Here is a 16,509-nt window from a genome sequence, read left to right on the forward strand (position 1 = left end):
TCTTTGCCTCAAGACGGTGCGTATACTAGCGGTTTCTTGCATAAATGAAAAGCCCTTATAGCGCTTTCTTTTCAAGTATTTGTCACACACCGCTATAAATCTCATCAGCCTTTATGGCTTACGTTGATCGGCTTCAAGCAGCAGATAAGCCATTGCGTCATATACACCGGGGGCCGTTACGATTAAATGATCCGGGTAGATATCTTCCGGCACCGCTGAAGGTACTGGGTATAGATGCCCTACTCGCGCGCCGGCTTCCCGTGCAATAACCCAGCCTGCAACGAAATCCCAGGGCGAGACACTCTCGTAATACGCATCCAGACGACCGCAGGCTACATCGCATAAATCGAGCGCTGCAGCGCCATTACGACGTACGTCTTGGCACTCAAACAGCACGGCTTCCAAGCGCTTCAAAAGTTGCTTACGCTCCTCTTTACGGTAGGGAAATCCTGTCCCTACCAGGGTGTTCGCCAGTGATTCCGCACTGCTTGGCTGTATGGTTTGACCGTTGCAAAAAGCTCCCGAGCCTTCTGCAGCACTAAAGGTCTCACCTAAAAACGGTGCATGAACAACGCCCACCTTGGCAACGCCCTCTTCCATCCAGCCAATGGAAACCGCTACGTGGCGAAGCCCTTGAGCAAAATTAACAGTACCATCAATAGGATCCACCACCCACAGCTTAGGTGCTGTTTCATGCAAAGCGCTTTCTGGAGCAAGCTCTTCACTCAGCCGCGCTTCCCCCGGAAAGTGCTCCTCCAGGCGTTGGCTAATGAGTTCATCCACGGCCACATCCACGTCGGTGACCAACTCATTATCCTTTTTTAAGCGCTGGGCAAAGCCTTGCTGCTCCCGCGCCTTGACAATCATCTGCCCAGCTTCTTCGGCAATAGCGATAGTAATTTCAAGACGTGCGGCTAGTGTGTGGTCGCTCATTGAATCTCCCTTTAGGACGCGATGATACTGTGAGCTTCTACCATAAGCCGCCGGGATATAATTTTCGAGTCATACCGACTTGCGCTTGCAATGGTTAACGCAATACGTCTACCAATACATCCACCACGATGCGCGTGGCAGCTTCAATTAGCACCACATCGGCACCAACACGCTCCCACTCATAGCCTGGGTAGCGCGGCAATTGAGATGCTAACTGGCCGTCAAAACGCTTGGCGATACCTGGGGGCAAAGGTTTGCCACGCTCAAGGTTGCGCTGAATACCTGGCGGCAACGATTCGGCTCGCGGTGCGTCATGCCGGCGCAGCAGCTGGCGCAGCTCACGTTCGTTAATGCGTGGTAAATCAACTCGCTCATCGCGGAAGTGACCAGGTCGGTTAGATTCATGTTGCTGGTGCTGGCCCTTATCGCGGGCACCGTGGGCCGGGGCATGGTCAGGCTGAGCAAAGGCTGCGCTATTAACTAGCAATGCGCTAAGCGCGCTTATGGCAATCAGTTTGATGGGCTTCACTGTAAGCTCCTCGCTTAAGGTCAGAGTTAGCAGTGTACTCGGTGAATAAGCACGAAGTGTGGAATTAAAAAGGAGCCGAAGGCCCCTGACAGAATAAATTCATAAGCGGATATCAGCCACGGCAGCTTGCAGGCAAGAAACGCGTAGGAATAGCATTAGACACTGCGGGGCGGCACACCCACTCTACAGATCCACTATTATTATCGTTATTTACTTTAGGCTCGAAAACTAGCCGCGTGCCAACTAAAGCATCTACAACACCTTCACTCTTCATAGTCACGACGATCCCAACGCCTTGCCCATCTAACGTTTTTACATTCACACTATTTACATAGCTTCCTTGGATTTGAGCGGCAGCAGACAAACCAGCTTGATCATTACCTTTAGGCCACTCACCTGTTGTCATATAGTATTCAGAGACAGCTGTCTTAGCTGATGATGCAAGACTAATGGCCTCACTCACCTGAGCCCGACCCACATAGTTTTGATACTGCGGCACAGCAATAGATGCCAATACACCAATAATCGCAACGACGATCATCAGCTCAATCAGCGTGAAACCGCCTTGGGTGGTGTTACGAGAAATTGGCTGTGCAGCATTCTGCATGAAGGCATCTCCTGTGGGGTGAAGGAAAAGCCTTTTTAAGGATCGTGAGTCCTTAAAAAGAATTAGAAATCGTTGAAATTAAACTAACTTAAATGATCTACTTTTACAACGAACCTTATTAATATGATCAGCTTAGCCGACTACCGCTTTAACTACGTGAAAGGATTAGTCATTTCATCCCTGTAAACGCTAGTTTATGGTACAAGTAACACGCTTATATCGATGTAAAACAGGTTTTTTGATGAGCCAGCCCTCCTTAGAGTCGACTTTAAGCCACGCCTCCGCACATGGCGACCTGCGCGGCATTGCCCAGCGCTTGGTCAAGCACGGCTTGCTGACCAACGCTCAGGCCGCAACAGCGGAAACAACCGCGTCGGACTTGGAAATATCGTTACTTCAGCATGTGATCGAAAGCGGCCTGGTCGACCCTAACAAAGCCATACTGGCGGCTGGTTGGGAGTATGGGCTTCCAGTCATTAACCTGGAGGCGGTGCGGCTTACCTCACTGCCCCCCGCTGCAGACTATCCTGTCAAAGTACTGCAGAGCCTTAACGTTTTGCCATTAGCGCGCCACGGTCATCGCCTCACGGTGGCGGTGCCCTACCCCGCTACATTGACGCGACTGGATGAATTGCAGTTTGCAACAGGCCTGAGCATTGAAGGTATCCTCGCGCCCGTTGATCAAATCACTGTCGTTCTCAATAGCTACCTTGCTCACAACGAGCGCGGCATGCTGGATGAGTTGGACGATGTGGTCAGCTCGCTGAGCATTATGCAGAACAACGGCGGTAACGATGTACCGCTGGAAGAGTCTTCCCAAAATAGCGAAGATGCACCCATCGTTAAATTTGTGAACAAAATTCTGCTAGATGCTATCCGCCGAGGCGCCTCCGATATCCATTTCGAACCTTACGAAGCGCTTTACCGAGTACGCTTTCGGGTTGATGGAATGCTCATAGAAGTGGCACGGCCACCATTCGCCATGCGCAATCGTATCGCGGCCCGGCTAAAAATCATGGCCCGCCTTGATATTTCCGAGCGCCGCCTGCCTCAGGATGGCTCGATAAAACTCAAGCTTTCGCGCACCCGCTCCCTCGATTTCCGGGTTAATTCGCTACCTACTGTCTATGGTGAAAAGTTGGTGCTGCGAATATTAGACCCTACCGCAATGCAGCTGGGTATTGAGCAACTTGGATTTACCGACGAACAACGGCGCCATTATGAGTACGCCTTAAAACAACCCCAAGGCATGATTCTAGTAACCGGCCCTACCGGTAGTGGTAAAACCGTTTCGCTGTATACCGGCATTAATATTCTTAATAAAGTGGAACGTAATATCTGCACCGCCGAAGACCCGGTTGAAATCAAAGTCGCGGGTATCAATCAGGTAAATGTATTGCCTAAGATCGGCCTCGATTTTGCCAGTGCGCTAAGGGCGTTTCTACGCCAAGACCCGGACGTCGTCATGGTAGGCGAGATTCGTGACCTGGAAACCGCCGAAATTGCCGTTAAAGCTGCACAGACAGGCCACTTGGTACTCTCCACGGTGCATACCAACTCGGCAGCTGAGACACTGACTCGACTGGCTAATATGGGAGTCTCTTCGTTTAATATCGCCAGCGCCGTTAGCTTGATTGTTGCCCAACGGCTGGCTCGTAAACTATGCACACACTGCAAAGAGCCCATTGACATTCCCCACGAGGCGCTGCGCAAAGAAGGCTTTAGTAGCGAAGAAATCCATCAGGCAACGATCTACAAACCGTTAGGTTGCAAGCACTGTACTCACGGTTATAAAGGTCGAATTGGCATTTATGAGGTAGTGCCGATCACCGAAGCGATGCGTCAACTAATTATGCGTGATGCCAACGCCTTAGATATTGATCAACAGGTGCGCAAGGAGGGCTATCCAAGCCTTCACCGCAGTGGGTTACTGAAAGTCATGCAGGGTATTACCAGCCTGGAAGAGGTTAACCGAGTGAGCAAGGAGTAAGGCATGGCTAAAACGGCACGTCGACGCCAAACGCCCGCCATCAAGCTAGCGCGCTGGAAATGGATCGGTAAAGGCCCCCAGGATAGAGCGCTAAGCGGTGAGATGATTGGCCGCAGTAAAGCCGAAGTAGCCGCTAAACTCACCAAGCAAAATATCGTTATCCGCCGGATTAGTAAAAAAGGCAACCTAGGTGGCAACGGCCGAGTTAACCCCAACGACGTTATGGTCTTTGCGCGCCAGATGGCCACAATGGTTCGCGCCGGTATCCCCTTGCTACAGGCGCTTCAAGTGGTGGCAGAGAGCCTCAAAAAACCTGCTATGGTTGCCCTAATGCAACAGATGATAAGCGATGTATCATCGGGCTCCAGCTTCTCTGATGCATTGAACCGCCACCCCAAACACTTTGATCGCCTGTTTGTTAACCTAGTCAGCGCCGGCGAGCAGTCAGGTGCGCTGGATCAAATGCTTGATCGTCTTGCGACCTATAAGGAGAAGGTTGAGTCGCTGAAAGCGCGAGTAAAAAAAGCGCTTTGGTACCCCACCACCGTTATGACGATTGGCATTGCTGTGACCATGTTGCTGTTGATTAAAGTGGTGCCTGAATTTGAAAGCATGTTCCAGAGCTTTGGTGCAGAGCTTCCCGCACTGACCCAGTTGACCGTGAATTTATCCGGGCTTGCCCAGCGTTATTGGCTAGCGGCGCTCGGCGCGGTGATTGCTGCCGTCCTACTACTCAGAATAAGCATTCAGCGCTCGCCTAATGTCGCTTACCGCATGCACGCTTTGCTGCTTCGGTTACCGGTCATTGGCGATATCATGCATAAATCCGCCATCGCCCGCTTTTCGCGTACCTTAGCGACTACCTTTGCCTCCGGTGTACCGCTCGTAGAAGGCTTAGATACCGCCGCCGGTGCCACCGGCAATAAAGTGTACGAACGCGCGGTGGCACAAACGCGCCAGGACGTAGCCACCGGACAACAGCTACACTTCGCCATGCGGATGACCAACCGCTTTCCCCCCTTGGCAATCCAAATGGTCAGTATCGGTGAAGAAGCGGGGTCGCTGGATGTCATGCTTAATCGTGTTGCCGATTACTACGAAGAAGAAGTCGACAATAAGGTCGATGCTCTTACCTCGCTCATGGAGCCGGTTATTATTGTAGTACTGGGCGTGCTCGTTGGCGGTGTGGTTGTCTCTATGTACTTACCCATTTTCGACTTGGGCGCAGCCCTCTAAGCACCAAATGCTTAGGCTCTGTCAGAAAACTGGCTGCGCTCGACCATACGGCGTTAAAAATCGGCTCAAAGTACTCATTTACACCATGTAAACTCCGTCTTTTCGCCGATTTTTGCCTTGTCTGGCCTTCGCTCGCCGACTTTTCAGACAGAGCCTAAAAAAACGCTAATTTCTAGAAACCTAAGGAGCTCCATGCATCACCCTCCGTTTATCCTGTGGTTAATCGTTTTATTGATTGGGCTATGCCTGGGCAGTTTTCTAAATGTGGTGATTACGCGCCTGCCGGTGATGCTGATGCGTGGCTGGCGTAACGAAGCCCGCGAAGCACTTGAGCTTAGCGCGGAACACTCACCACGCTTTAATTTGGCCACACCAGGCTCTATGTGTCCACGCTGTGAAGCCCCCATTGCATGGCACGACAACCTGCCACTGATTGGCTGGATAAAGCGCCGCGGCCGCTGCGCTGAGTGCCAAACTCCGATTAGCGTTCAATATCCTCTGGTAGAAGTAGCCGGTGGCTTACTGGCCATGGCGGTGCTAGCGCTCCACGGGCTTACGGCAGAATCAGTCTTCGTTTACGGGGCCTGTCTGATGCTGTTAGTGCTCGCCGTGATCGACTTTCGCACCCAGCTTCTCCCTGACATCATCACCCTCCCCTTGCTTTGGGCAGGGTTACTGTTTCAGCTCCTCTTCCAGCCACTGATGCTGCCAAGTGCCGTTATCGGCGCAATGGTAGGCTATCTTTCACTGTGGAGCTTTTATTGGCTATTCAAACTGGCCACCGGCAAAGAGGGTATGGGCTATGGCGACTTTAAGCTGCTGGCAGCACTAGGCGCCTGGTTGGGTTGGAGTTTTTTACCGCTAATATTGATACTTTCCGCAGGGCTTGGGGCCATTGTTGGGCTAGTTGCCCAGGCCTACTCACCTAACCTACGCGGCACACCGCTTCCCTTCGGCCCTTTTCTCGCCCTCGCCGGCTGGGTGGCGTTGTTAGTCGGTGATGAAATAATGGCAATGTATCTCAACCTGCTTATGTAAAATTGAGCCATGTGAACTTTGGCCATGTGAAACGTGGCCCTATAAACTTTAGCTATATGAGGCAGCAGATGATTATCGGATTAACGGGTGGCATCGGGTCAGGTAAATCGACCGTCGCTCGCGCTTTTGAAGCACTCGGCGCTGCCTGGGTCGATGCCGATGATGTCGCCAGGGAAATAGTCTTACCTGAAGAACCGGCGCTGCTAGCTATTAAAAACCGCTTCGGTGATCAGGTCATGCACCAGGATGGCACGCTTAATCGCGCCGCCCTGCGCGAGATTATTTTTAACGATCCAAAACAACGCCAGTGGCTAGAATCCATCACACATCCCAAAATAAGGGAGCGGCTATTGCAGCATTTAAAGCGGCTCAAAGTCCAGGGAGCGCCTTACGTGCTGCTTGTATCACCGTTACTGTTTGAGTCGGGTCAAAACACACTAGTAAACCGCGCGGTGGTTGTCGATGTGCCCCAAGCGCTACAATTATCGAGAACCCAACAGCGTGATGGGGTGAGTGAAAGCCAGGTGCGTGCTATTCTCGCCGCCCAACTTTCCCGCGAACAACGGCTAGCAAAAGCAGATGACGTGATCGATAACAGCGGTGACCACGCCAGCATGATGGAACAAGTGGCACGGCTTGATGAACGCTACCGTCGACAGCTTAACTACTGAGATATCGCACTTGTTAACGCAATTGGAGTTTTTTTATGGCTCGCCCTGCAAACGATTCCCCGCTAGAAGTTAATTGTCCGCAGTGCGCTAAGCGCGTGCCCTGGTTACCGGAAAGCACTTACCGCCCTTTCTGCAGTAAGCGTTGCCAACTATTGGATTTAGGTGCCTGGGCCGATGAGTCACACCGCATATCGGGCGAATCCGCCATGGATGAAGCCGATATAGAAACCTTACTGGCGCAAGCCGACAAGGATGCACCACTGACCTAGTTTTTACGAAAACTGACTTAACGAGCACTGACACTGACTATGGCCGAGATAAACGCTAACCCATCATCGCCTTCGGCCTATCATCTGCTGCTTCAACTGGAGCAGCAGTTTGATCATCTACTTGCAACCATTGAAGCCGCTGTTTCACTATACGAACAGCAACTACCAGCAACATGGCTCTTTCATCAAACGACGCCGTCTAGCGATTGGTTGCGTAAAGCCCTGTTCGATATGTGGCATGAGCAGGATCAAGATGGCCGTGAGACGCGCAACTATATTGCCGTAGTAGCCGCTAATGACGAGCTACTAATGACAATAGACGCTGTAAATCAAGCCAAGGTCAGTTTTAGTGACCAATTACAACATATCAAACAGGCATTTCCCCAAACACTTAGCGATGCAAAAAGTCGCCTACCACAACGCCACCCTCACGTTGATGAAGTGTTACGCCGCAATGGACTTGCCCGTTTACATCTTAAACAGAGCTGGCGGCAGCTACCTATCGCACAAGCGCCTGTCTCACGCATTCGCTTTGCTTGGTACAGTAGTGGTCGCTCTATTAAACGCCTGTCAGTTCAAGAAGCTGAACATAAGCTATTGCAGCTTGATACTGATGCACCGCATATTCGTATTCAGCTACGCAAGCTAGCCGGTATTCCAAGCGGCGAAGTGCTTGCCCAGGTGCAAACTCAGGCCCCGCTGATGCGGGCAAACCTGTTTTTTACCGAACCACTCGACGATGGGCATACACGACGGGCACTGAATGCCGCTATGCCTATTTTTGTGCCTGACAATAACCAGCGGCTGCCCCACATTAACCTGCCTACGCCAGAACCTCCCACTGCCCGCACACGGGCAAGACGACGCGATGAGAAACTAGAGCAGGATGTATTTCTACCGAGCTTGAGGATTTATCGCTACCGTTAGCATAAAGGCACCTGCAAAGACTTCTACGGTGTTTTGGATGTGCTAGCTGCAGGCACTACATCCTGCTGCCATACCCCATAGCCAAGCAGCGCTTCGATCAGCTCGGCCAGGTCGTAATGATCCACACCATACTCGCTCAACAAAGCTTCAAAGCGCTGTTTAAAAATACGCTCCCGCTCTTGTTGCTGTTCCTCCTGCTGGCTTTCTAAATCTTCTTGCTCCAATGCCGCAAGCGAGCGTACCGGCGGGCCTGTCGGTATATCGAAACCGCTCTCTGGGTCATCTAATTGGCGTAAAGCCTGCGCAAAAGCATCGTCTAACTCACGAAACTTACGCAGCTTCTCGCGCTCATCTATCGGCTTTTGAACCTTTTGATATTTCATCGATGTTTCATTTACACCTTGCTTGAAATGGTCGATATGACTGCCAATGTCGCTTTTTTTGGCAAAAACTGTGCACAAACGCGTAAAGCTAACGAGCAAACTTGCCTTTGCCACCCAATTACCAGCATAAAGGCATCATTATTAGGTATATGAGGGTAACCCACACATTTATCAAACACGTCACAGTCAGCGACAACGCATTAATTGATGCCTCGCATCAACATTACCCACAAGTAGCCTGAATAGAGATTCCACTCTCATCAGTAAGCTGAACTTTTTCCTTTCAGCCAGGTTACCAACACTAACGCACTGGGAGAGTGCATTACAGGCAAGATAAGCACGACCTGTATGATTCACGTATTAGAGGCCAGATAATGTTCAACGCGATGACACGAGCTGAGATCTGGCTGCAGGACACACTTGATAAGCCACTCGGTATTGAAGACCTTGCGAATCACATAGGGTATTCATCTTCCCAAGTTCGGCGCCAATTTCGCCAAAGCTTTGACATCTCACCTAGCGCCTACCGTGAAATAAGGCGATTGGAGCGCGCAGCGGTGTTGCTAGGGCTTACTCCTCTCAATATAGCGCAAATTGCGATACGTTGCGGGTACCATAACCACTCGTCGTTTTCCCGGGCATTTCAACGTCGCTATCAGCTGAGTCCGCGCCATTTTCGACAAACCCTGAAAACCACGCTCATTCCGCCAAAACCGCATCCTGTTTTTAACACGCGCATCGAAAAAAGCAATGACCGCCAAATGATCCTAATGCGCCTCTACAAAGCTCCCACGCATATTAAGGGGCTAGGGGATGCCAGCTATCAGAATAAGCAGCTAGCGTGCTTACAGGCGCGCCTTAGACTATCAACGACCGTCATTGCACTGCCCGACATACTCGCAGATAAGGTTAATGCACTTAATAGTGAATTTTTTCATTCATTCCGTACCGACTTTGGTCTTTACCTATCGGATACGGACAATGCACAAGACATTGCGTTACCAGTGCACTACCGGCGGGTCGACATTCCCACCCACCACTACGCGAGCACGTGCTTTGACGACTTAGCTGATCTAAATAGCGCGTTGATGCATACCATCATGTATCTACTTCACAAGAAAAATGTCTGTCACGTTAGCGGCCACCCTCCGCAGGTATTATGGAAAGCGAACCATTTAGAACTTCGTATTCCCTTAATAGCCTAGCAGTGATGGCCACGTCTTAGCGATATAGCTGAACACAGGGCAATAAAAAACCGGCATTCCTGTACAGAAATGCCGGTTGTTAACTAACTTAGTCTTCCATGCGCTCCAGCCAAGACTCGACGGTTTCATCGCCATACTGATCTTTCCAGCTACGCAGGCCCTTATGGTTGCCGCCACGAGTCTCAATGACTTCCCCCGTTTTGGGGTTTTTGTAAATTTTAAGACGACGCTTACGACGTGCATTGCCACTGGCTGTGGTTTTAGCCGTACGCTGGTCAGCAGCCGGATCCAATAAGGCAATGACATCGCCTGGGCGCTTGCCAAACTCAGTCATTAGCGCTTCAAGTTTGGCCTTAAATTCCAACTCACTTTTTAGACGCTGGTCGCCTTCTAAGCGCTGCAAATCTTCCTGAAGCTGCTTTAGCTGCTGCTCTTTTTGGATATATTCGTTAAGTAATGACATCGAGGTTCCTTTAATAGCTTATCCAACTGAATGGGGCTCAGCTGAATGGGATCTAACTGAGGTGCAGATTGACAACCTTGACACCCACTAGTTCAGAATGCAGGGACATTATTCCTGTAAAAAGAGTAACTGACAACAGTCTAGTTGATTTTCACTCAATTACTAATCGTTTTTTTAAAACTCAATTGCTGCTTAAAGAGTTTAACCCTAATAGAACATGGCGACTATACACACCTACCGTAGAGCTATTACAAGCACTCAACCACTACAAACAAAAGCGCCGCCCATAAGGGCGGCGCTTTTACAAACCAATAACTAATCGATAATTAGTCTTGGCCCATCTGCTGCTTGATCAAATCACCGATGGTGGTCGGGCCACCTGCAGTTTCCGGCTCTTGCTCACGCATCTTCTTCAGGTTCTGACGCGTATCGTCTTGGTCTTTCGCTTTTACCGACAGATTGATCTGACGACTCTTACGATCAACACTTACGATACGGGCTTCTACGCTGTCGCCTTCATTCAGCACATTGCGCGCGTCTTCTACGCGGTCAGCACTGATTTCAGAGGCTTTCAGCACAGCAATAACGTCAGTCGCCAATTCAACTTGAGCTTCTTTAGCATCAACTTCAATGACGCGACCCGTTACGATGCTGCCCTTGTCGTTGACTGACAGGTACTCAGCAACGGGATCAGAATCCATCTGCTTGATACCCAGCGAGATGCGCTCACGCTCTGGATCAATAGACAGGATAACGGCTTCAGCTTCATCGCCTTTCTTAAAGCTGCGTACGGCTTCTTCGCCAGTATCAGTCCAAGAAATATCAGACAAGTGAACCAGACCATCAATACCGCCTTCTAGGCCGATAAAGATACCGAAGTCAGTAATTGACTTGATGGTACCGGAAACACGGTCACCCTTGTTGTAGTCAGTGTTGAAGGTTTCCCACGGGTTAGCAGTGCACTGCTTGATACCCAGAGAAATACGACGACGCTCTTCGTCGATATCCAACACCATAACGTCAACATCATCGCCCACTTGAACGACTTTAGACGGATGGATGTTTTTGTTAGTCCAGTCCATTTCAGAAACGTGAACCAGACCTTCAACACCCTCTTCCAGCTCGGCAAAGCAGCCGTAGTCAGTCAGGTTAGTGACGACCGCGTGTACTTTCATGCCTTCCGGATAACGCTCTTTAATGTTGACCCACGGATCTTCGCCCAACTGCTTCAGACCCAGTGAAACGCGATTACGCTCACGGTCAAACTTCAGAACTTTGACGTTGATCTCATCGCCAACGGCAACGATTTCGGACGGATGCTTAATACGCTTCCACGCCATGTCTGTAATGTGCAGCAGGCCGTCAACACCACCCAGGTCTACGAAAGCGCCGTAGTCTGTCAGGTTCTTAACGATACCCTTGATCTGCTGACCTTCTTGCAGAGTTGCCAGCAGCGCTTCGCGCTCGGCACTGTTCTCTGCTTCCAGAACCGCACGACGTGATACCACAACGTTGTTGCGCTTCGGATCGAGCTTGATGACTTTAAAGTCCAGCTCTTTGTTTTCCAGGTGCGCAGTGTCGCGAACTGGACGAACGTCAACCAACGAGCCCGGCAAGAAGGCACGGATAGAGTCAACTTCAACAGTGAAGCCGCCTTTAACCTTACCGTTAATAACGCCCTTAATGATTTCGTCTTTCTCGAAGGCTGCTTCAAGAATCTTCCAAGCTTCTGCACGCTTGGCTTTTTCACGAGACAGACGCGTTTCACCGAAACCATCTTCTACGGCTTCAAGTGCAACGTGCACGTCGTCACCGATAGCGATGTTCAGATTACCGTGCTCATCGCGGAATTGTGACGCAGGGATCTGACCTTCAGATTTCAGACCAGCGTTGACAGTAACCCAGTCACCGTCAATGTCGACAACCTGAGCCGCGACAATAGCGCCTGGCTCCATGTTGATGTCGTTAAGAGACTGTTCAAACAGCTCAGCAAAGCTTTCGCTCATGGTGTTCCTACGTAATTACGTTGTTGAGGCATAAATGCCTTCTCCGCACCACCAGCAAGTGCGGGCCTAATGTCACTCAGCCTTTGGGGGTGTTAACGCTGGTTAGACCTGACCGGGCTCACCGATGTGAGTTTAGTGCCCTGCCACGTCGTGACACCTATCCAAAAGCGCCGCAAGGGAGAATCAGACGCCGCTTACCAGCCCTTTTTGGGCGAGCAGTTCGGTCAGTCGATCAACCACTTCCGGTATGCTCAGGCGCGTGGTATCAAGCGTAATGGCATCATCTGCCGGCTTGAGAGGAGCCACACTGCGCTGCGTGTCGCGTGCATCGCGTGCCTGAATCTCCTTTAAAAGACTCGAAAGACTAGCATCCACCCCGGCTTCCTGCAACTGCAGATAGCGTCGACGCGCCCGTTCATCGGCGCTGGCGGTTAAAAAAATCTTCAGCGCCGCGTCAGGAAACACCACGGTACCCATGTCACGACCATCCGCCACCAAGCCCGGCGCTTGGCAAAAATCGCGCTGGCGCTGTAGCAGGGCTTGGCGCACCGCGGGCAGTGCCGCCACTTGAGAAGCTCGCTCGCCGGCCTGTTCGGTGCGAATGACCTGGCCAACATCTTCACCCTCAAGCAGTGTACGTGGCTGTCCCTCTTCAACAGGAAACGCCACATCTAACTGCTCTGCCAAGCGTGCCAGGCCCAACTCGTCGTCAACGGCTACGTTGTGCTTAACTGCTGCTTGAGCCGTCAGTCGATAAAGTGCGCCACTATCGAGAAGATGCCAGCCTAGGCGCTCTGCCACCAAGCCACTGATCGTACCTTTACCTGCGCCGCCAGGCCCATCAATGGTGACAACGGGAGCAGCAGCAACACGATCATTCATGCGCGCCCTCCACGCTAACGCCCATGCCAATACGCGTGGCTAATTCGACAAAGTCAGGGAATGAGGTCGCCACATTGGCGCAGTCTTCAATCACAATTTCTGCACTTGCACGTAGTGATGAAATCGCAAACGCCATGGCAATACGGTGATCGCCCAGACTATCAACACGCCCACCGCCGTAGCTCGCTTTTTGCGCATCGCCATTGCCGACAATATCGATGCCGTCGTCTACAACGGTGTGCTGCACACCTAACACAGCCAAGCCATCGGCCATGGCCTGAATGCGATCAGACTCTTTGACCCGTAGCTCTTCAGCACCTCTAAGACGGGTCACACCCTCGGCATTAGCGGCGGCAATAAACAGCGCGGGGAATTCATCAATGGCTAACGGCACTTGCTCTTCGGGAATATCAATGCCTTTCAGCGGCGCATAGCGAATACGAATATCGGCCACCGGCTCCCCCCCCACTGCGCGCTCATTCTCTAACGCCAAATTCGCCCCCATCAGGGTAAGAATATTGATTACGCCAATCCGGGTGGGATTAATGCCGACGTGTTCAAGGGTGATATCTGAGCCTGGGGTAATGGCAGCTGCCACTAAGAAGAAGGTTGCAGATGAAATATCCGAAGGCACATCAATGGGGCCTGCGGTGAGCTTACCGCCCCCTTTGAGCCAGCAGGTATCGCCTTCACGGGAAACCGCATAGCCAAAACCATTGAGCATACGCTCGGTGTGATCGCGGGTCGGTGCAGGTTCGCGTACCCGAGTTTCGCCTTCGGCGTACAGCCCCGCCAGCAACAGGCAAGATTTTACCTGGGCACTGGCCATGGGCATATCGTAATCGATGCCTTTAAGCTTGGCGCCACCATGAATCTTCAACGGCGGACGCCCGCCCTCAGCGGTATCAATGGTTGCGCCCATCAAGCGCAGCGGGTCAGCCACGCGCCCCATAGGCCGTTTGGTTAGTGACTCATCGCCGGTCAGCTCGCTATCAAACGCTTGGCCTGCCAGCAGTCCTGAAAAAAGCCGCATGGCGGTGCCCGAGTTACCTACATAGAGCGGGCCTGCGGGGGCTTTTAAGCCATGCATACCCACACCGTGAATCGTCACGCGGCCCTGGTGCGGCCCTTCGATCGCCACACCCATTTCCCGAAACGCCTGCAGGGTCGCCAGGCTATCCTCACCTTCCAGAAAGCCTTTTACTTCAGTGACACCCTCAGCCAACGCGCCCAACATAATAGAGCGGTGCGACATGGATTTATCGCCAGGTACGCGCAAACGCCCCTGGGCTTGACCGCCCGGCTGCACACGGTAGGTGACCTTACCTTGTGGTTGCATATGATATTCCGCCTGATAACTGGTTTTGTTCAATAAAGAGTCGAAATAGTGCCGGGCGTGGCTAGCCCGATCAAAGGTGGCAATCAGCGCATCGCTGTCACCGGCTTCTACCGCATGACGCAATCGAGAAAGCCCCGCTTCAAAATCATCCAGCGATGCTAAAACCGCCTGCTTGTTGGCAATAAAAATATCTCGCCACATCACCGGGTCGCTTCCCGCGATACGGGTAAAGTCGCGAAAGCCGCCCGCTGCGTAACGAAAAATATCTAGCCGCTCATCCTGACGGGCCAGCGTATCCACCAGCGAAAATGCCAGCAAGTGCGGCAAATGGCTGGTACGCGCCAACACTTGGTCATGGCGCTCTACGTCCATTTCCAGCACATCGGCACCACAGGCTTCCCATAAGCAGCGCACGCGCTGCAAAGCCTCACGGTCGACGTTCAGTTCAGGTGTCAAAATAACCTTGTGGTCTACATACAAACGCGGATTCGCCGCTGCCACACCGCTTTTTTCTGAACCGGCAATAGGGTGCCCCAGCACCATATTAGTGGGTACCTGGCCAAATACACGCTGAGCGCAGGCGCGGATAGTCGCCTTGGTACTACCAACATCGGTAATCACAACGTCAGCCGACGCGTTAGGTAGCGCTTCGGCCAAGCTTGCCATCACGCTCTCCATGGCGAGCACCGGCACTGCCAGCACTACCATGGTGGCGTCATTGACTTGCTCATCAAGGTGGGTACTGCCTGAGTCGATCAGCCCCATCTCAATACCGCGTGCAATCTCAGCTTCGTCAGGGTCACAGGCAACAATTTGACCCTGAAACCCTACCGCGCGCAGCGCTGCCGCTAGCGAACCACCAATCAATCCCAGACCAACAATCAATAGACGCGACTCATGACAGCCTGATGTTTTTACACCGTCTTCGACCATTAACGTCACAGCACGCCTATGGGGTAAGAGCCCAGCACGCGTAGTTCTGCCGCTCGTAGCTGCACCTCTTCAAGCACTGCCGCGACCTCAGGCTCATCACGATGGCCTTTAAAGTCGATAAAAAAGACGTAGTTCCACACACCGGTACGCGAAGGACGCGTTTCAAGGCGCGTTAAATCAATTTGGTGGCGATGAAAAGGCTCCAGCAGCGCATGCAGCGTCCCCGGCTGGTTGCGCATGGCAACCACAATAGAGGTTTTATCCTCTCCTGCCATGGGCACATCCTGGTTGCCAATAATCAAAAACCGCGTGGAGTTATCCGGGCTGTCTTCAATTTTTTCGGCAATGTGCTCAAGCCCATAAAGCTTGGCCGCCATATCACCTGCAATCGCCGCACTATGCCACTCGGTTTTGACTAACTTGGCCGCTTCCGCATTAGAGGAAACCGGCACGCGCTCCGCATGGGGATAGTGAGCATCCAGCCATTTACGGCACTGGGCAAACGACTGCGGGTGCGAGTAAATACGCGAGACCTTATCGCGGCGCGTCGTTTCACTGACCAGCAAATGGTGGTGAATACGCAGTACTACTTCGCCACAAATTTTAATCGAGGAATCCATAAAGGTGTCCAGGGTGTGATTAACCACCCCTTCGGTGGAGTTTTCCACCGGCACGACGCCGTAGTGTGCGGCCCCCGCCTCTACTTCACGAAATACCTCGTCGATGGCTGCCATGGGCAGGCTAACAGCGCTTTCACCAAAGTGCTTGAGCGCCGCCTGTTGCGTAAAGGTACCTTCAGGGCCTAAGTAAGCAACTTTTACCGGCTGCTCAAGCGCCAAACACGCCGACATGATTTCGCGAAACAGCCGCGCCATCTCTTCTGAATCGAGCGGCCCCTTATTCAACGCCATAATGCGCCGAAGCACCTGCGCCTCTCGCTCAGGGCGATAAAACACCGCATCTTTATCTTCAGCTAGCTTGACATGGGCCACCTGCTGGGCACAGCTGGCGCGTTCACTGATCAGGTTCAGAATATCGCTATCGAGCTGATCGATACGCTGGCGCAACTCATCCAGATTGATCGACGTGTCGGACATG

16 protein-coding genes are annotated in these 16,509 nt (G+C 52.0%); 7 read left to right on the plus strand and 9 right to left on the minus strand.

What is annotated here, in order from left to right:
- Positions 1-111: 111 nt before the first annotated feature.
- The 3 genes from HZS52_RS17680 to HZS52_RS17690 all read right to left on the minus strand — a co-directional run bounded on the left by HZS52_RS17680 (position 112) and on the right by HZS52_RS17690 (position 2,069).
- On the minus strand, positions 112-933 hold the full coding sequence (locus HZS52_RS17680) for an inositol monophosphatase family protein (protein WP_190373265.1): 822 nt from the start codon (positions 931-933) through the stop codon (positions 112-114).
- Positions 934-1,027: 94 nt separating this feature from the next.
- Complete coding sequence (locus HZS52_RS17685; RefSeq protein WP_027959308.1) at positions 1,028-1,462, minus strand: anti-virulence regulator CigR family protein; 435 nt, start codon at positions 1,460-1,462, stop codon at positions 1,028-1,030.
- A 112-nt stretch (positions 1,463-1,574) separates the two neighbouring features.
- Positions 1,575-2,069, minus strand: coding sequence for a pilin (locus HZS52_RS17690; protein WP_190373266.1), 495 nt, complete (start codon positions 2,067-2,069; stop codon positions 1,575-1,577).
- Between the two features lie 241 nt (positions 2,070-2,310).
- Between HZS52_RS17690 and pilB the strand changes: the two genes are divergently transcribed.
- The 6 genes from pilB (at position 2,311) to HZS52_RS17720 (ending at position 8,200) form a co-directional block, all read left to right on the plus strand.
- Complete coding sequence (pilB, locus tag HZS52_RS17695; protein ID WP_190373267.1) at positions 2,311-4,059, plus strand: type IV-A pilus assembly ATPase PilB; 1,749 nt, start codon at positions 2,311-2,313, stop codon at positions 4,057-4,059.
- A gap of 3 nt (positions 4,060-4,062) precedes the next feature.
- Complete coding sequence (locus HZS52_RS17700; protein WP_022523592.1) at positions 4,063-5,295, plus strand: type II secretion system F family protein; 1,233 nt, start codon at positions 4,063-4,065, stop codon at positions 5,293-5,295.
- A 192-nt stretch (positions 5,296-5,487) separates the two neighbouring features.
- Positions 5,488-6,333 carry a prepilin peptidase gene (locus HZS52_RS17705; protein ID WP_022523593.1) on the plus strand — a complete coding sequence of 282 codons (846 nt, stop codon included), beginning with the start codon at positions 5,488-5,490 and terminating at the stop codon, positions 6,331-6,333.
- Between the two features lie 68 nt (positions 6,334-6,401).
- A complete protein-coding gene (gene coaE / locus HZS52_RS17710) occupies positions 6,402-7,004 on the plus strand; it encodes a dephospho-CoA kinase (protein WP_190373268.1) in 603 nt (200 codons plus the stop codon).
- Between the two features lie 35 nt (positions 7,005-7,039).
- On the plus strand, positions 7,040-7,273 hold the full coding sequence (gene yacG, locus HZS52_RS17715; protein ID WP_022523595.1) for a DNA gyrase inhibitor YacG: 234 nt from the start codon (positions 7,040-7,042) through the stop codon (positions 7,271-7,273).
- Between the two features lie 39 nt (positions 7,274-7,312).
- Entirely contained in the window at positions 7,313-8,200 is an 888-nt protein-coding gene (locus HZS52_RS17720; RefSeq protein WP_022523596.1) for a hypothetical protein, read from the plus strand.
- Positions 8,201-8,223: 23 nt separating this feature from the next.
- Here HZS52_RS17720 and HZS52_RS17725 read toward each other — a convergent pair whose 3' ends face one another.
- Positions 8,224-8,583 carry a hypothetical protein gene (locus tag HZS52_RS17725; protein WP_035537408.1) on the minus strand — a complete coding sequence of 120 codons (360 nt, stop codon included), beginning with the start codon at positions 8,581-8,583 and terminating at the stop codon, positions 8,224-8,226.
- Positions 8,584-8,957: 374 nt separating this feature from the next.
- Between HZS52_RS17725 and HZS52_RS17730 the strand changes: the two genes are divergently transcribed.
- Positions 8,958-9,788, plus strand: coding sequence for a helix-turn-helix transcriptional regulator (locus HZS52_RS17730; RefSeq protein ID WP_190373269.1), 831 nt, complete (start codon positions 8,958-8,960; stop codon positions 9,786-9,788).
- An 88-nt stretch (positions 9,789-9,876) separates the two neighbouring features.
- Here the strand turns inward: HZS52_RS17730 and HZS52_RS17735 are convergent, their stop codons facing one another.
- From HZS52_RS17735 to pheA, 5 genes are all read right to left on the minus strand, one after another.
- Positions 9,877-10,251 (minus strand): histone-like nucleoid-structuring protein, MvaT/MvaU family, encoded by a 375-nt coding sequence (locus HZS52_RS17735; protein WP_022523599.1) that lies wholly within the window; start codon positions 10,249-10,251, stop codon positions 9,877-9,879.
- Positions 10,252-10,577: 326 nt separating this feature from the next.
- Entirely contained in the window at positions 10,578-12,257 is a 1,680-nt protein-coding gene (gene rpsA / locus HZS52_RS17740; RefSeq protein ID WP_008957327.1) for a 30S ribosomal protein S1, read from the minus strand.
- A 183-nt stretch (positions 12,258-12,440) separates the two neighbouring features.
- On the minus strand, positions 12,441-13,139 hold the full coding sequence (gene cmk, locus HZS52_RS17745) for a (d)CMP kinase (protein ID WP_022523601.1): 699 nt from the start codon (positions 13,137-13,139) through the stop codon (positions 12,441-12,443).
- Complete coding sequence (locus HZS52_RS17750; protein ID WP_190374937.1) at positions 13,132-15,411, minus strand: bifunctional prephenate dehydrogenase/3-phosphoshikimate 1-carboxyvinyltransferase; 2,280 nt, start codon at positions 15,409-15,411, stop codon at positions 13,132-13,134. The genes cmk and HZS52_RS17750 overlap by 8 nt, the downstream gene beginning before the upstream one ends.
- A 5-nt stretch (positions 15,412-15,416) precedes the next feature.
- Positions 15,417-16,508: a prephenate dehydratase gene (pheA, locus tag HZS52_RS17755; protein WP_022523603.1), complete on the minus strand. Its 1,092-nt coding sequence runs from the start codon at positions 16,506-16,508 to the stop codon at positions 15,417-15,419.
- Position 16,509: the final 1 nt, after the last annotated feature.

It is taken from the genome of Vreelandella titanicae (genome assembly GCF_014697095.1).
GTDB classification, from domain to species: Bacteria; Pseudomonadota; Gammaproteobacteria; order Pseudomonadales; family Halomonadaceae; genus Vreelandella; species Vreelandella titanicae.

Coding starts and splice junctions, on each gene's coding strand:
- HZS52_RS17680 (WP_190373265.1), bottom strand. CDS start 933: ATGAGCGACCACACACTAGCCGCACGTCTTGAAATTACTATCGCTATT.
- HZS52_RS17690 (WP_190373266.1), bottom strand. CDS start 2,069: ATGCAGAATGCTGCACAGCCAATTTCTCGTAACACCACCCAAGGCGGT.
- pilB (WP_190373267.1), top strand. CDS start 2,311: ATGAGCCAGCCCTCCTTAGAGTCGACTTTAAGCCACGCCTCCGCACAT.
- HZS52_RS17700 (WP_022523592.1), top strand. CDS start 4,063: ATGGCTAAAACGGCACGTCGACGCCAAACGCCCGCCATCAAGCTAGCG.
- HZS52_RS17705 (WP_022523593.1), top strand. CDS start 5,488: ATGCATCACCCTCCGTTTATCCTGTGGTTAATCGTTTTATTGATTGGG.
- coaE (WP_190373268.1), top strand. CDS start 6,402: ATGATTATCGGATTAACGGGTGGCATCGGGTCAGGTAAATCGACCGTC.
- yacG (WP_022523595.1), top strand. CDS start 7,040: ATGGCTCGCCCTGCAAACGATTCCCCGCTAGAAGTTAATTGTCCGCAG.
- HZS52_RS17720 (WP_022523596.1), top strand. CDS start 7,313: ATGGCCGAGATAAACGCTAACCCATCATCGCCTTCGGCCTATCATCTG.
- HZS52_RS17725 (WP_035537408.1), bottom strand. CDS start 8,583: ATGAAATATCAAAAGGTTCAAAAGCCGATAGATGAGCGCGAGAAGCTG.
- HZS52_RS17730 (WP_190373269.1), top strand. CDS start 8,958: ATGTTCAACGCGATGACACGAGCTGAGATCTGGCTGCAGGACACACTT.
- HZS52_RS17735 (WP_022523599.1), bottom strand. CDS start 10,251: ATGTCATTACTTAACGAATATATCCAAAAAGAGCAGCAGCTAAAGCAG.
- rpsA (WP_008957327.1), bottom strand. CDS start 12,257: ATGAGCGAAAGCTTTGCTGAGCTGTTTGAACAGTCTCTTAACGACATC.
- cmk (WP_022523601.1), bottom strand. CDS start 13,139: ATGAATGATCGTGTTGCTGCTGCTCCCGTTGTCACCATTGATGGGCCT.
- HZS52_RS17750 (WP_190374937.1), bottom strand. CDS start 15,411: ATGGTCGAAGACGGTGTAAAAACATCAGGCTGTCATGAGTCGCGTCTA.
- pheA (WP_022523603.1), bottom strand. CDS start 16,508: ATGTCCGACACGTCGATCAATCTGGATGAGTTGCGCCAGCGTATCGAT.